This window comes from Kitasatospora sp. NPDC085464, assembly GCF_044541955.1.
Classification (GTDB): Bacteria; Actinomycetota; Actinomycetes; order Streptomycetales; family Streptomycetaceae; genus Kitasatospora.
The window spans coordinates 24,813-39,911 of record NZ_JBITTM010000023.1 but is presented as its reverse complement, the minus strand read 5'-3'; the positions used below and the strand labels follow the sequence as shown (position 1 = coordinate 39,911).

Sequence of the window (15,099 nt, the reverse complement as noted above, 5' to 3'; positions counted from 1 at the left end):
GGCCGTCGACTAGTGCTGGGGACGGAGTCGGCGGACGGCGATCAGGACGCCGGCACCGAGGGCGAGGAGTACGGCGGAGGAGACGGCGAGGAAGGTGTTGGTGGAGGAGGCGCCGGTCTGCGCGAGCTCCGGGGTGCCGGCGGGCGCGGTGGTGGCCGGTGCGGCGGTGGGAGCGGCGGACGGGGTGGCGGCGGGCGCCGTGGTGGGCTCGGCGGCCTTGACGGGGGTCTTGTCGGCGGCGGGCTCGGCCTTCTTGGTCTCCTTGGCCGGCGCGGCGGGCTTGGTGGGCGCGGGCTTGGCCGGGGTGGTCGGCTGCGCGGGGGTGGCGGTTCGAGCCACGTGGTAGGTGTGGATCTCGCCCGTCACATCCGGGAAGCCGGGAGCCTGGGCCCCCGTGCCGACCTGGATCTCGGTCACGTCCTTCGGCGCCTTCGCGGAGAGGCCCACGCGGAACGTGAAGTTGGCGGCCCGGCCGTTCTCCAGGCGCGGGGTGGTGGTGGCGGGGGAGGCGACGGTGAAGAGCGAGGGGTCGCAGCCGTGGCGCAGGGCGACGGGCTTCCAGCCGCCGGCGGTGGCGACCTCGACCGTGAAGTCCTGGAGGTTGGTGCTGCCCTTCGGGTTGAACAGCCAGAGGTTCGCGGAGACGTTCCGGTACAGGGCGCCGGTGAAGTTGGTGACGCCGACGCCGATCTCGACCTTGGGGCCGCCCGCGGTGATGGTCTGGCCGTCCGGGGTCATGTGGAAGCCGGACTGGTAGGTGCCGTCGTGCTTGGCCGGGTCGGCGGCCGGAGCAGTGACGGCGGTGGTGTCGCCGGTCTCGTCGCCGCAGGCCCAGGCGCTGTCGGTGGCGAGGAACTGGATGCCGCCGGCGAGGACGGTGGTGGCGGCCAGGACGGCGATGCGGCGGCGGCCGGAGAGGGCGCGGTCGTTCTTCGCAAAACGGGTGATAACGGACGTGCGCATGACGTGACTCCCCAGGGTCATGTGACTGACGGTGTGTGTGGGTGAAGACGACCGGCCCCGCTCCTCCTGAGCGGAAGCGCCCCCCGGCTCTGCCGGTCTCGCTCTCCGTGCCTTCATCCGTATAGACGCGCATCCCCGGCAGAGGTTGCAGGTCGATCCAAAAACTTTTTCGGGAGCCTTCGTCAGGTCTCCGGGATACTGCCGGGATGACGGATGAGCTGACGATCCGACCGGAAACGACGCCGGTCGGGAGCGGGGAACGTCGGTCGCTGCGGCGGGACGCGTCGGGGCCGGCACTGCTGGCCGGGCTGGTGTGCGTCGCGGTGTCCTTCTCGGGGCCGCTGGTGGTGGTGCTCGCGGCGGCCGCGGCCGGACGGCTGGACACGGCGCACACCGCCTCCTGGATCTGGGCGGTGGCGATCGGCAGCGGGGTGAGCGGCTTCGCGCTGAGCTGGTGGACCCGGACGCCGGTGATCACCGCCTGGTCCACGCCGGGGGCCGCGCTGCTGGTGACCAGCCTGGGCGACTACCCCTACCGGGAGGCGGTCGGGGCGTTCCTGGTGAGCGCGGTGGTGGTGACCCTGTTCGGGGTGACCGGCTGGTTCGGCCGGCTGATCGCGGCGGTGCCGGTCGGGATCGTGAACGCGATGCTCGCGGGCATCCTGTTCTCCTTCGGTGCCGGGATCTTCGGCGCGGTGCACAACGCGCCGGTCCTGGTGGTGGGCAGCTTCGCGGCCTTCCTGCTGGCCAAGCGGTTCGCGCCGCGGTACGCCGTACCGGTCGCGCTGCTGGTCGGCGGGGTGCTGGCGGCGCTGACCGTCGGACTGCCGCTGCACCCGGGCTCGGGCGGGCCGACCGTGCCGGTGCTGACGGTGCCGGCGTTCTCCTGGTCGGCGCTGGTGGGGCTCGCATTGCCGCTCACGAGCGTCACGCTGGCCTCGCAGAACGCCCCGGGCCTCGGCGTGATGCGGGCCTTCGGCTACCGGGCGGATGACCGGCTGCTGATCGGCTCGACCGGTGCGGTGTCGATGCTGATGGCCCCGTTCGGCTCGCCCGGGGTGAACCTGGCGGCGATCACGGCGGCGATCTGCTCGGGCCCGGAGGCCCATCCGGACCCGCGCCGCCGGTACGTCGCGGGCATGTCCTCGGGCGCGCTGTACGTGCTGGTGGGCAGCTTCGGCGGGGTGCTGGTCAGCCTGTTCACCGGGCTGCCGAAGGAACTGATCGCGGTGATCGCCGGGGTCGCGCTGCTGGCCTCGCTGCAGGGCAGCCTGGCGGCGGCGGTCGCGGAGGAGCGCGGGCGGGACGCGGCGGTGGTGACCTTCCTGGCGAGTGCCTCGGGGATGAGCCTGTTCGGGATCGGCTCGGCGTTCTGGGGGCTGCTCTTCGGGCTGGGCACCCATCTGGTGCTGGGCCTCCGGAAGACCTGACCGGGGCTGCGGGAGGGCGGCTGGGCAGGGGGTGGGAGGGCGGCTGGGCAGGGGGCGGGAGGGCGCCTGGGCAGGGGGTGGGAGGGCGCCTGGGCGGGGGTGCTGGAAGGCCTGGGCGGGGACGGTCTGGGCAGGGGTGTGGTTGGTATGACCCATATGACCTGCATGGTCCTCACGGCAGGGAGAATGCGGATCGTTCGGCCAGGTCGGTGACATTTGCGCCCGCCGGTGGGGGCGACACGCCGGTCCGGGTACGTCTCCGCTCCACCACCCGGGCGACACCGGGTGACCGGAGCCCCGAGGACGCACCCGTATGCCGCCTGGCAACCCTGGCCGTCTCGTCCGGAGTCTGGCCGCCCTCGTGCTGGTGTCCACCGCCCTGCTGCCCGCCGCCCTGGAACTGGTCGGTCCCTCGCCGTTCGGCGTGATCGGGCCCGGCGCCCCGGCCGACCGTGCGGTGCCGCCGCACACCGCGCTCCGCGCCGACCAGCGAATAGCCGGGGCCGCCCCGACGGTCGACATACGTCGGACCGGCGACCCGGCCAACCGGATCACGCTGGTCCTGCTCGGGGACGGCTACACGGCGGGCGAACAGGACCTGTTCCGGCAGCAGGCCGACAAGGCCTGGCACGCCCTGATGGACATCGAGCCCTTCCGCACCTACCAGGGCTTCTTCAACGTACGACGGGTCGACGTGGTCTCCCCGGTGTCCGGGATAGCCGAGACCGAGAGCCGCGGCCGCAACCCGGCCACCCCGCTCGGCATGCACTTCTGGTGCGAGGGTACCGCCCGGCTGCTCTGCGCCGACGAGGCCGCCACCGCCCGGTACGCGGGGGACGGCAGCGGGCCGCAGTACCTGATCGCGCTGGCCAACTCCACCGAGTACGGCGGCGCCGGCGGCACCGGGGTGACCACCCTGGCCGGCGGCAGCCAGGACGCCGGGCGGATCATCCAGCACGAGATCGGGCACACCGTCGGGGACCTCGGCGACGAGTACGACAGCGCCCCCGACGACGCCGACTACCCGAACCTCTCCACCCTCAACGCCGACGACATGCGCAAGAAGCAGACCAAGTGGTGGCGCTGGCTGGGCGCCGCGTCCCCGGACGGTGCCGGGGTCGTCGGCGCGTACCGCAGCGGCAACGGCCTCTACCGGCCGACCCCGGACTCGGTCATGCGCACCCTGGGCAGCGCGTACAACCTGCCCTCGCGCGAGGCGATCATCGAGGAGCTCTACCGCAAGGTCCGGCCGACCGACGCCCCGCTGCCCGCGCCCGGCGAGGTGACCGGGCGGCCCCGGCTCGACGTCCGACCGCTGCCGCTGAACGGGGCCCGCCAGCTGAAGGTGGAGTGGAAGGTGGACGGGGTCCCGGTGGCACCGCAGTCCGCGGACGCCTCCTGGCTGGACACCGCCCGGCTGGACCTGGCCCCGGGCCGGACGGCCACCGTGACGGCGACCGTCCGGGACACCACGGACTGGGTGCGCGACGAGGCCTTCCGGGACCGCTTCATGACCCGGTCGGTGTCCTGGACGCTGACCGGTTGAGGCCGGCGGGAGTTGTCGGGGCTGTCGGAGGCTCGCTGAGTCCGGCGGGGGCTGTGTCGGGGGCTGTCGGGGCTCGCCGGGGCCGGATGTCGCCGGGGAGCGCACCGGCGGATCCACCGGCCCGGGGGGTCGCGGGTTCGCGCCCGGGCGACCGAACCCCGCCCTGGGCGTCCAATCATGGGATGACTAGTCTGGTCGCACTATGTCCGTGGAGCCCGCCCCTTCAGCCGCGCCCCCGTCCGCCTCCGCTCCCCGAGCCACTGCCGGGCCCCCGACCGCCCATGCGCCCGCGCCCGCACCCGTTCCCGGCCCCGCACCCGTTTCCGGCCCCGTTCCCGCGCCGCCGGGTGGCCGTGCCGCGTGGACGGCCTGGTCCGTCGGCGTCAGCGTCTACGTCCTGGCGGTCGTCCACCGCACCAGTCTCGGCGTGGCCGGGCTGGACGCCGCCGACCGCTTCGGCATCGGCGCCTCGGCGCTCTCCACCTTCTCCATCCTCCAGGTGCTGGTCTACGCGGCCATGCAGATCCCGGTCGGCCTGCTGGTGGACCGCTTCGGGCCGCGCCGGGTGCTGCTGCTCGGCGTCGTGCTGCTCAGCACCGGTCAGCTGGCCTTCGCGTTCAGCTCCTCCTTCGCCCCCGCGCTGGCCTCCCGGGCGGTGCTCGGCTGCGGCGACGCGATGACCTTCATCAGCGTGCTGCGGATCGCCGCCCGCTGGTTCCCGGCCGCCCGGAACCCGTTCGTGGCCCAGCTGACCGGTCTGGCCGGGATGGGCGGCAACCTGGTCACCACCGTGGTGCTGGCGCAGGCGCTGCACAGCGAGGGCTGGACGCCCACCTTCGCCGCGATCGCGCTGCTCGGCGTGGCGGTGTTCGCGCTGGTCGCGCTGTTCCTCCGGGAGGCCCCGGCGCAGGCGGAACCGATCCGGCCGGTGGAGCACCGGGAGCGCCCCGGGGTCGGCCGGCTGGTCCTGGACTGCTGGCGGGAGCCCGGCACCCGGCTCGGGCTGTGGATCCACTTCACCACCCAGTTCCCCGGCAACGCCTTCGGCCTGCTCTGGGGCCTGCCCTACCTGGTGCAGGCGCAGGGCATGTCCCGGGCCGGGGCGGGCGGGATGCTGACCCTGCTGGTGCTCAGCAACATGAGCTTCGGGTTCCTCTTCGGCCGCCTGCTCTCCCGCACCGCGCGCGCCCGCATGCCGATCGTGCTGACCGTCATCGCCACCACCGCGCTCGGCTGGGCGCTGGTGCTGGCCTGGCCCGGCGGGCACCCGCCGGTGTGGCTGCTGGTCGGGATCATTCTGGTGATGGGCAGCAATGGCCCGGCCTCGCTGGTCGGCCTGGACTACGCGCGCTCCCGGAACCCCGCGGAGCGGCTCGGCACCGCCTCCGGAATCGTCAACATGGGCGGCTTCATCGGCACGATGATCACCCTCTTCGGCGTCGGCGTCCTGCTGGACGCCCTCACCCCGGAAGGCACCGACGGCTACCCGGCCGATGCCTTCCGCTGGGCGTTCTGCTGGCAGTACGTCCCGCTGGCGGTGGGGACGCTGATGATCCTCCGGTTGCGGCGGAGGGTCCTCGCCTCGGAGACGTAGGGTTTCCGACCTGCGAAGACGTGCCGTCCCCCGCTTCACCCGGGGGTCGGCGGGGGCATCAGCGGCCGTACGCCCGCATGAAAGCGGCCAGCTGCGGCGGTGTCCCGAAGAGCCGGGCGCCGTGCAGTTCCGCACGCATCGGCCCGTGGTCCGGCACGGGCCCGGTGCCGGGGGCGGGCCGTGCTTCGCGCCGCAGGCGGATCAGGTCCACCAGCTTCAGCTTCGGGCAGCCGGGGACGACCCGGCTGCCCCGGATGCCGACCCGCTCCCCGCCCGGGCAGGCGAAGTACGCGCCGAACGGCGGTCCGCTGTCCTCCTCCCGGCCCGGCAGGTGGAGGACCATCTCCCCGTGCCGGCAGTGGACCGTCCCGTCGGAGCGGACGGTCAGCCCGGGCCAGTCCTCGTGGTCGATCTCCGCGACGATCTGCACCTGCTGCCCGATGGCCTCGGCCAGGGTCTCCGCCATCCGCCGCTGCTGGGTGGGGATGTCGGTGTCCCCGCGGCGGACGGAGGGGAGCAGTTCCTCGGTGACCCATGCCCGGAACGGTCGGGCGGACTTCTTGTCCGACCTCATGAGGAGGCTGTACAGCCCCGCCTCGCTCACCAGGCCGAGCAATGGATTTCCCCGTCGGTAGGGTTTCTGACCTGCGGAATCGTCGTAACCCTCCATCTGCTGGACGGTCAGCGACCGCAGGTCCACGGTGCGGTGCTGGTGGGGATCCAGCCCGTACACGGCGGTGGCCGGGTTTCGCCGGCCCATGACCCGGCACACGTCGGCCGTCGCGAACCAGGGCTCGCCGTCGATCATCACGACCCTGATCGGCTGCCCCGTGACCGGGAAGCTCGACCGCACCAGCACCATCCGTTCCTGCTGTTCCCGTTCGTCGTCCATCGGGACGTTTCCTCCTTCTTCCGAGTGATGGCATGACTGCCCGGAACAACGAGGCCGAACGGGTGAGGTGGCTGGTGCTGCATTGACGTGCGGATGCACGAGAGGTGCCGACCCGGCGTGCGTTGGTGCGTGTACGCCGGGTGGCGTGCGCCGGTGGGCCTCAGATGGTGACGGAGAAGTTCGCAAGCACCCGGTCGGCCAGTTCCTTGTCGCCCTCCACCGACACCGGCCCCGGGCGGCCGCGGCCGCAGGCGAGCCGGACGTACGTCTCCCAGCCCATGCTGAGCTGGACGTCGGGGGCCAGGCTGATCGACTCGTCCACGGTGCAGTGGCCGGAGGCGTCGACCCGGACGGTGCGCAGGAACTCCACCGGGCCGGTGACGTCCAGCACCATGGCCGTCCCGGCGGGGACGCCGGCCTTGTTGGCGACGGCCTTGGGCAGCAGCTCCAGCAGGAGGTCCCGGGAGATCAGGGCGGCCGGGGCGTCCAGGTTGCCGGGGGCGTCCAGGGCGCGGCGCAGGTCCTGCTCGTGCACCCAGACGTCGAAGGCCCGCATCCGCAGGAGCTCGTGGTACGGGACGTCCCGGGCGAGCGGCCCGGCCGGCCAGCGGACCGGCTCGCCGGGCGTCTGCTTGGCGTTCCGCAGCGCCCGGGAGCGGCGGATGATCGTGTACTCCAGCTCGCTGGTCATCTCCAGCGCGGTGTGGCACCGGCGCTTGTCCACCGGCAGCTCGACGTAGCGGGCGAACTCGGTGGTCACGTGACGGAGGTCACGCGGCAGGGAGTGGATCGGGCGGGGGTCGCCGAGCAGCTCGGACTCGACCGCGATGACGTGCGAGACGACGTCCCGGACGGACCAGCCGGGGCACTCGGTGGCCCGGTTCCAGGAGCCCTCGGGGAGGGGGGCGACCAGCTCCGATATGGACTCGATGCTCTGGGTCCACGCCTCGGTGTAAGCCTGCACGGTCTGGTTGTCCGTCACGGGAATCTCCGGCCCTCCGTCAGCTTCCTTGCCGCCTGTGCCCCGCCGTCACCGCCGGCCGGGATGGTCCGGCTTTCCGGGCGCACACGCTAACCGCACGTTACGCTGCCGGGGAACAGCAGGGCAGCGCTTTCGGGTGACGATCGTAGGACTCTTGCCGTGGACGGTGGTACTGTGCGCGCTTCATTGATCCAACTCGCGGTCTCCGACGCCGAGCCGCCCGCCGAGCGGCGGGCCAGGGCGGCGGCGCTGGTGCGGGCCCAGCAGGGCGCCGACCTGGTGGTGCTGCCGGAGCTGTGGCCGCTCGGCGGTTTCGCGTACGACCTCTGGTCGGACGGCGCGGAGGGCCTGGACGGGCCCACCTCGGACGCGATGGCGGCCGCCGCCCGGGCCGCCGGGGTCTGGCTGCACGCCGGTTCGATCGTCGAGCGGGACCCGGACGGGCCGATCTACAACACCTCGATGCTGTTCGCCCCGGACGGCGAGCTGGTGCACACCTACCGCAAGATCCACCGCTTCGGCTTCGACAGCGGCGAGGCCGTGGTGATGGGCGCGGGCCAGGAGATCGTCACCGCGCCCACCGACTTCGCCACGCTGGGCCTGGCCACCTGTTACGACCTGCGCTTCCCGGAGCTGTTCCGGGCGCTGCTGGACGCCGGTGCGCAGCTGCTGGTGGTCCCGGCGGCCTGGCCGGCCCGGCGGCGCGAGCACTGGACGCTGCTGGCCCGCGCGCGGGCGGTGGAGGAGCAGGCCTTCGTGCTGGCCTGCAACACGGCCGGGACGCACGCCGGGGTGGAGCAGGCCGGGCACAGCATCGTGGTGGACCCGTGGGGCCGGGTGCTGGCCGAGGCGGGGACGGAGGAGGAGGTGCTGACGGTCGACTTCGACCCGTCCGAGGTGGCCGCGGCGCGCAAGGACTTCCCGGTGCTGCGGGACCGCCTGCTGGGGATCCCGGCACCGGTCCAGCGCTAGTCGGTCCGGCCCCGGTCGGACCGGCCGGGGCCGGGGGACCGTCTTGTCGGAGGGTTGGTTCGGACCTGGCCCGGGCGGGTTTGAGAAGATGAGCACTCGTCGTGTTCCCGCCGGTCCGTCCAGGGTCGGCACGGTCGGCCCGCCCGAGGAGGTCGCGCCCATGCCTGTCGACGGCGCAGGCACCCCCCGTCCCGTCATCCACCGCAACAGCCTGCGCGAGCAGATCGCCGGCGCGCTGCGGGAGGAGATGATGGCCGGCCGACTGGCGGCCGGCCGCAACTTCACCGTCAAGGAGATCGCCGAGCTGTACGGCGTCTCCGCGACCCCGGCCCGCGAGGCGTTGGTCGACCTCGGCGCCCAGGGGCTGCTGCGGGCCGAGCACCACCGGGGCTTCACCGTGCCCGAGCTGTGCTGGGACGACTTCCTGGAGATCTTCGAGTCCCGGGTCCTGCTCACCGACAGCTTCCACCGGCAGTTCTCCACCCGCCGGGCCCTGCCCGACCTCAGCCGGCTGCCCTCGCTGCGCCGCCGGGCCGACGCGGCCGTCCGGGCCGCCCGGGCCGGGAACCTGGACGTGATGGTGGGCTGCGACCGCCGGTTCTGGCAGGAGGTCGCCGGACTGCTTGGCAACCGGCGGGTCGCCGACTACCTGGACTGGCTGCGGGTGCAGTCCTGGATGTTCGCCGCGCCCTACCTGCGGGCGATGCCCGGCCTGGCCGGGGTCTGCTGGGACCGCCACCAGGACCTGGTCGGGGCGATCGAGGCGCACGACCTGGCCGGCGCGTACCGGATCATCTGCGAGTACAACCTGGCCACCGCGCGGCTGCTGGCCGAGCTGGCCGGGCAGCCGCTGGAGTCGGTGACGGTCCTGGGGCTGCTCACCGAGACCACCGGGACGCAGCCGCCGCCCGTCCCGGTCGAGCCGTCGGCCGCCGAGCCGGGGCCCGGCTCCGTCGTCGAGCCCGCCGAGCCCGCCGACCGCGCCGAGCCCGCCGACCGCGCCGAGCTCGCCGACCGCGCCGAGCCCGCCGACCGCGCCGAGCCCGCCGACCGCGCCGAGCCCGCCGACCGCGCCGAGCACGGCGAGCCCGGTGCGGTGCGCGGCGAGCGGCCGCTGCGCGGTGACGAGGTCGGCCGTGAGCTGGGCCGGGAGCTGGGGCTGGGCCTCGGCCTGGTGCCGCAGCCCCGCGCGGTGCCCTACGGCCGGTTCGGCCGGCGGCCGTCTCCGGCGCCCCCCGAGGCCCCGCTGGGGCGGCCCGACCCGCACGCCGCCCCGGGCCGGTAGGGTGACGGGCGTCGAACCGGGCGTCCGCGAAGGGCCGTCCGGGTACCGACCCCGCCCCCGTCGTCGCCCCGCCCCGCGGGCGATCCCCCACCGCCCGGAGAGGAACTGCCGGCCATGGCCTGCGACCTCTGGCTCGTCCCGCTGGTGGACGTGCTGAGCCACAGCCCCGACAACCCCTTCCGGGACGATCTAGCCCTCTACAACGAGGTGTTGGCCGCGCGCGGGCTGCCCGGGGTGCCGGTCTACGAGTACGTCCCGGGCATCAGCGGCGCGGTCGAGCCGATAGCCGCCTTCGACTACGACTCGCTGCACTTCCTGCGGCGGGCCTACCTGCTGGGCCTCACCGGCCTGGACATCACCCCGGTCGACGCGCTCGGCGGCGACTACGAGCAGCTGCTGGAGATGTTCGAGAGCAGCGCCGAACAGTCGCACCTGGTCTGGCACTTCGACCACGCGGGCGCGTACGTTCCGGTCGAGTTCGCGGTGCCGCTGGTGGACGACGCGCTGCTCGCCTCCGGCGGCCCGCTCGGCTCCAGCCACGGACTGCTGCGCGAACTGCAGGCGGTGGCACCGGCGCTGGGCATCGACCCGCTCAACCCGCCGGACCCGACCCGGCCGCTCGGCCCGACCGGCCTGGAGCAGCCGTTCGGGCCGCCGATCGACGACGTGCACCCCTTCGCCCGGGAGCGGCACGCCTGGTCGGGCCTGTACGCGGCGGCGACCAGGAGCGTCACCCAGGGCTCGATGATCGTCTTCGCCTAGCGCCACGGAGGCCCGCCGACGGCCCACCGTGGCCCGGCGTGGGCCCTTCGGTCCCTAGCGCAGCGGCCCCTCCGGCGGCCGCTGGCGCGGCATGGTGGGCCGGGTGCCCGGCGGCGGCAGCACCCGCACCTGGGCGCCCACCCCGGGCTCGGAGCGGCCGCCCCAGCTCCCGGGGGCCTGGGTGGGCAGCTGGGTCATCGAGGCGCGGAACTCCAGCATCCACTCCGAGGTCTCGGTGCGGACCATGTCCGAGACGTCCTCGCAGAACCGGCGCAGCACGCCCAGGCAGCGTTCCGCGGCCTCGCCCGCGGTGCCCTCGGTGGGGCCGAGCACCTCGCGCACGCACTCCGACGCCCAGTCGAACTGGAAGGCCTCCAGCCGGCGCTGCAGGGCCTGCCCGGTGGAGACGTCCCGCATCCAGCCCGAGCTGAGGCCGAAGGCTCGGTCGGCGCCGTAGCAGGCGGCGGAGAGCGCCAGGCCGACGTAGCCCCAGCCGGCGCCGTGCGCGAAGCTGCCGGCGAGGTCGACCAGCGGGGCCGTCACGGCGCCCACCGCGAACCCGGCCGAGCCGAACCGCAGCAGGCGCGCCCACCGGCGCTTCCAGACCCGGTCCCGGCGGTACCACTCGATCGCCTCGACCGCCCGCTCCTCGGACCAGCGGTAGAGCTCCTCCAGTCGCTCGGCCGGCTCGCCCCAGTCCCCGAGGGGGAACTGTCGGGTGCTCAGATCGGTCCGGCGGCGGGTGGGCTCCCGGCGGACCACGGCGGTGGCGGGCGGGTCCTCCTCGCCGATCTCCTTGCCCCAGGCACTCTCCTCGGGCTGCATTTCCGGCTGGCTCACCTGTGGGGCTCCCTGTGGCGGGCGGGCGGCTGGGTCTGGCGGCGCATCGGCTGACGTGGCGTCTGCCGGTGGTTGTCCAACAGCACTTCTTACCGCCAAATGGCTGACCGTGGGGGAGCTTCCCGGTTGATCGTTACCGGTTCAAGCCATCGGAACCCGAGGTGAGCGGGTTGCGGGGGGCGGCGAGATTTCACCCGTCCGAGCGAGGGCCCGGTGACCCGTGGTCGTGACCCGGGCACCCAGCGCCCACCCGGGGGCCCCGGGCTTGGAGGATCCTCCGGTATCGTCGGCGTACGGACCTCTTCTCCTGGAGGATCCGACGGGACCGGGGAGCGGCCGGAACAGGCCACCGACTACGCTTGCGTGGCGTGAAGGTCCTCGTCATCGGCGGCGGCGCCCGCGAACACGCCCTGTGCCGCTCTCTGTCCCAAGATCCCGCTGTCACCGAGCTGCACTGTGCCCCGGGCAACGCCGGGATCGCACGGGTGGCGACGGTCCACCCGGTCGACCAGCTCGACGGTGCCCAGGTCACCGATCTGGCCCGGCGGCTCGGCGCCGCCCTGGTGGTGGTCGGCCCGGAGGCCCCGCTGGTCGCCGGCGTCGCCGACGCCGTGCGCGCGGCCGGCATCCCGGTCTTCGGTCCCTCCGGCGCAGCCGCGCAGCTGGAGGGCTCCAAGGCGTTCGCCAAGGACGTGATGGCCGCCGCCGGCGTCCCCACGGCCCGCTCCTACGTCTGCACCACCGCCGCCGAGGCCGCCGAGGCGCTGGACGCCTTCGGCGCCCCGTACGTGGTCAAGGACGACGGCCTGGCCGCCGGCAAGGGCGTCGTGGTCACCTCCGACCGCGAGGCCGCGCTGGCGCACGCCGCCTCCTGCGAGCGCGTGGTCATCGAGGAGTACCTGGACGGCCCCGAGGTCTCGCTGTTCGCGATCACCGACGGCACCACCGTCCTCCCGCTGCAGCCAGCGCAGGACTTCAAGCGCGCGCTGGACGGCGACGAGGGCCCCAACACCGGCGGCATGGGTGCCTACTCGCCGCTGCCGTGGGCGCCCGCCGGGCTGGTCGAGGAGGTGCTGGAGACCGTCCTGCAGCCGACCGTGGACGAGCTGCGCCACCGCGGCACCGAGTTCTCCGGCCTGCTGTACGCGGGCCTGGCGCTCACGTCCCGCGGCACCCGGGTGATCGAGTTCAACGCCCGCTTCGGCGACCCGGAGACCCAGGTCGTGCTGGCCCGGCTGCGCACCCCGCTGGCCGGTGTGCTGCTGGCCTCGGCCAACGGCACCCTGGACCAGCTGGAGCCGCTGCGCTGGGACGACGGCGCGGCTGTCACCGTGGTCGTCGCCTCCGAGGGCTACCCGGCCGCGCCGCGCACCGGCGACCCGATCGAGGGCCTGGCCGAGGCCGAGGCGGACGGCAGCGCGTTCGTGCTGCACGCCGGGACCAAGGCGGGCGAGGACGGGCAGGTGCTGAGCGCCGGCGGCCGCGTGCTGTCGGTCACCGCGACCGGCGCCGACCTGGCCGAGGCGCGCGAGCGCGCGTACGCCGCGGTGGACCGGATCTCGCTCAAGGGCGGCCAGCACCGCACCGACATCGCGCTGAAGGCGGCCACCGCGTAGGGCAGTTAGGCCGAGCCGAGCCCGTACCGGGGGCGCTGCGGACCGTGGGAATCAACCCCATGGACGCAGCGCCCCCGGCGTTTCGGGGCCGGACCGCTTCCGGGGGCCGACGCACCGATCGGCCGACGGATTCCAGCCCATCGGGTGACAGCGCCCGCATCCGGCTGACGTAACGGGGCGCCCGGCCTTATGGTGCGCTGGATCGCAGTGCGCGGGGCCCGCGCGCCGGGGTCGCCGCCGGGTAGCGGCGCCCCTGCGGGGGGATGCTGGACGGCGTCCGGCCGGGCGGTCGCCGGGTGCTTCGCACCGGACCGGTCGCGGGCGTCCGGAATCCGGGCGACGTCACCGGGACGAGTGGAAACCGGGGCGATCCGGAACGACCACCCGGGCCGGGGCGTCGAAAATGTCAGTAGCGCCACGCAGCATGCACTACCGGGATCGGACGCCTCCGCTTCCCGGTCGGAACTGATCGTTTCGAGTCGGCTCAGGGCCCGTCGTCGGGCGCCCGAGGGCTCCGAAGGGGGTGCCGCACCGTATGGCCGCTGTCGACACCGCGCGCGCTCACGCCCAGGCGGTCCTGCGGGTCCGAGGCCTCGCCCTGGCCGCCGCCGTCCTGCCCGCCGCCGTGGCGGTGGTCCTGCTCGCGGGCCGGTTCACCGGCCGGATCGGCGCGCCCGGCGCCGCCGACGCCGCCGGCTGGGACGCCGTCCGCTGGGCGGTCTGCGCGGTCGCCGCGCTGACCCTGCTGGTCGCCGGGCTGACCGCCCGCGCCCTGCACCGGGCCGAGCCGCCCCGGACCCCCGCCGTGCCGCTGGAACGCGCCGAGGCCCCCGAGCTGTACCGGCTGATCGCCGAACTCGCCGACCGGCTGGACGTCCCCGCGCCCTCCGCGGTCGCCCTCACCCCGGACTGCGACAGCTGGCTGGAGGACGTCCCACCGGTGCGGCGGCCGGGCCCGCCGCGGCCGCACCCCGAGCCGCCCGCCCCGGTCCTGGTGATCGGTTCGCCCTTCCTCTGGTGGATGCGGGCCGGCGAGCTGCGCGCCCTGCTGGCCCCGGTGGTGGCCGGCGCCGCCGCCTCCGCCGATCCGGAGATCGCCGCCGCCCGCCGGTTCCTGCGCAGCCTGGACGCCTGCCTGGACTCCGGCCGGGGCACGTCCCCCGGCCTCGGCGGCGGAACCCTGGCCGCCCCGCCCCGGCCGCCGCGGCGCGGTCCGGCCGCGCTCGCCGACCGGATCGCCCGCCGGATCGCCCGCCGCCTGCTCGGTGCCTGCCGCGGCCACTCCGCCGAACTGGAGCGCTCCGTCGCGAGCTGGGCCTCCGAGCAGGCCAGGGTGGTCGACTACGGCCTGCGGATCGCCGCCCAGGAGCAGGTCGGCCTCGCCTACGCCGGCTGGGACCGGCTGCTCACCCGGGTCGCGCTGCCCGCCTGGCGGCTCGGCCGCCACCCCGCCCACCTCAACGCCGGCGTGGTCGCCGCCCTCACCGAGCTGTCCCGCCGCGACCGGCTGGCCGACGGCTACGGCACCCGGCTCGGCGACCGCCCCGCCTGCGACCTGCTGGAGGAGCCCGGAGCCGTCGACCGGGCGGTCTCCCGGCTCGCGGCCGAGCTGTTCTTCGGCCGCCCGGCGGCCGGAGCCTGGCACGAGCTGGAGTGGGCCGACTACCCGGCCGACGTGGTGGACGCCGGCTGGCGGGCGGGCGCCGCCGCCCTGCAGGCCCCCCTGGACCGGCTCGCCCCGCACTCCCGCCCCGGCGCCCCGACCCTCACCCGGCTGCTGGTGCGGCTCGCCGAGGGCGACGGCGAACGGCTGGCCGCCGCGCTCGCCGCCCAGGTGGCCCGCACGACCGCCCCGGCCCCGCTGCTGGAACCCGACCGCACCGGTCGCGACCTGCTGGTCGACCACGTCACCGCGATGGTCTGCTGCGCGGCCGTGGACACCGCGGGCGGCGCCCCCGGGCTGGACTGGCTGGACGGCCCGGTGCTGCTGCTCGGCGGGGTCCGCCGCACCGACCTGGCCGGCCCGGTCGCCCAGGCCGTCGAGCAGGGCCAGGACGGCCCGCTGCGCGCCTGGCTGGACGCCGCCGACGTCCGCCTGGAGAAACCCGTCCGGCTGTGACGGGTGGGACGGCGCTCGACACCCCCGCACGCGCCCCCGGACGGCTCGGCCGCCGGTCGTCTCCGCAGGCCGGAGGCCCCCTCCGGGCGGACCGCGAG

12 protein-coding genes are annotated in these 15,099 nt (G+C 74.8%); 8 read left to right on the top strand and 4 right to left on the bottom strand.

Going from position 1 to position 15,099, the window contains the following annotated elements; translation table 11 throughout:
* Positions 1-9 precede the first annotated feature (9 nt).
* Entirely contained in the window at positions 10-963 is a 954-nt protein-coding gene (locus ACIGG8_RS21235; protein ID WP_396549803.1) for an LPXTG cell wall anchor domain-containing protein, read from the bottom strand.
* 206 nt (positions 964-1,169) lie between these two features.
* Here ACIGG8_RS21235 and ACIGG8_RS21230 point away from each other — a divergent pair, with 206 nt between their 5' ends.
* The 3 genes from ACIGG8_RS21230 (at position 1,170) to ACIGG8_RS21220 (ending at position 5,533) form a co-directional block, all read left to right on the top strand.
* Positions 1,170-2,393 carry a benzoate/H(+) symporter BenE family transporter gene (locus ACIGG8_RS21230; protein ID WP_396549801.1) on the top strand — a complete coding sequence of 408 codons (1,224 nt, stop codon included), beginning with the start codon at positions 1,170-1,172 and terminating at the stop codon, positions 2,391-2,393.
* A gap of 313 nt (positions 2,394-2,706) precedes the next feature.
* Positions 2,707-3,939 carry a M64 family metallopeptidase gene (locus ACIGG8_RS21225; RefSeq protein WP_350519615.1) on the top strand — a complete coding sequence of 411 codons (1,233 nt, stop codon included), beginning with the start codon at positions 2,707-2,709 and terminating at the stop codon, positions 3,937-3,939.
* 202 nt (positions 3,940-4,141) lie between these two features.
* Complete coding sequence (locus ACIGG8_RS21220) at positions 4,142-5,533, top strand: nitrate/nitrite transporter (protein ID WP_396549799.1); 1,392 nt, start codon at positions 4,142-4,144, stop codon at positions 5,531-5,533.
* Between the two features lie 58 nt (positions 5,534-5,591).
* Here ACIGG8_RS21220 and ACIGG8_RS21215 read toward each other — a convergent pair whose 3' ends face one another.
* A complete protein-coding gene (locus ACIGG8_RS21215; RefSeq protein WP_396549797.1) occupies positions 5,592-6,425 on the bottom strand; it encodes a Bro-N domain-containing protein in 834 nt (277 codons plus the stop codon).
* A gap of 160 nt (positions 6,426-6,585) precedes the next feature.
* Entirely contained in the window at positions 6,586-7,407 is an 822-nt protein-coding gene (locus tag ACIGG8_RS21210; RefSeq protein WP_350519618.1) for a maleylpyruvate isomerase family mycothiol-dependent enzyme, read from the bottom strand.
* A 174-nt stretch (positions 7,408-7,581) separates the two neighbouring features.
* Between ACIGG8_RS21210 and ACIGG8_RS21205 the strand changes: the two genes are divergently transcribed.
* The 3 genes from ACIGG8_RS21205 to ACIGG8_RS21195 all read left to right on the top strand — a co-directional run bounded on the left by ACIGG8_RS21205 (position 7,582) and on the right by ACIGG8_RS21195 (position 10,426).
* A complete protein-coding gene (locus tag ACIGG8_RS21205; protein WP_350519619.1) occupies positions 7,582-8,379 on the top strand; it encodes a carbon-nitrogen family hydrolase in 798 nt (265 codons plus the stop codon).
* Positions 8,380-8,539: 160 nt separating this feature from the next.
* On the top strand, positions 8,540-9,664 hold the full coding sequence (locus tag ACIGG8_RS21200; protein ID WP_396549795.1) for a GntR family transcriptional regulator: 1,125 nt from the start codon (positions 8,540-8,542) through the stop codon (positions 9,662-9,664).
* 114 nt (positions 9,665-9,778) lie between these two features.
* Positions 9,779-10,426, top strand: coding sequence for a hypothetical protein (locus ACIGG8_RS21195; protein WP_350519621.1), 648 nt, complete (start codon positions 9,779-9,781; stop codon positions 10,424-10,426).
* 54 nt (positions 10,427-10,480) lie between these two features.
* Here ACIGG8_RS21195 and ACIGG8_RS21190 read toward each other — a convergent pair whose 3' ends face one another.
* Positions 10,481-11,266, bottom strand: a complete 786-nt coding sequence (locus ACIGG8_RS21190; RefSeq protein WP_396549793.1) for an SLATT domain-containing protein — start codon at positions 11,264-11,266, stop codon at positions 10,481-10,483.
* Between the two features lie 368 nt (positions 11,267-11,634).
* Between ACIGG8_RS21190 and purD the strand changes: the two genes are divergently transcribed.
* On the top strand, positions 11,635-12,882 hold the full coding sequence (purD, locus tag ACIGG8_RS21185) for a phosphoribosylamine--glycine ligase (protein WP_396549791.1): 1,248 nt from the start codon (positions 11,635-11,637) through the stop codon (positions 12,880-12,882).
* A gap of 535 nt (positions 12,883-13,417) precedes the next feature.
* On the top strand, positions 13,418-15,001 hold the full coding sequence (locus ACIGG8_RS21180; protein ID WP_396549789.1) for a hypothetical protein: 1,584 nt from the start codon (positions 13,418-13,420) through the stop codon (positions 14,999-15,001).
* The last annotated feature ends 98 nt before the right edge of the window (positions 15,002-15,099 follow it).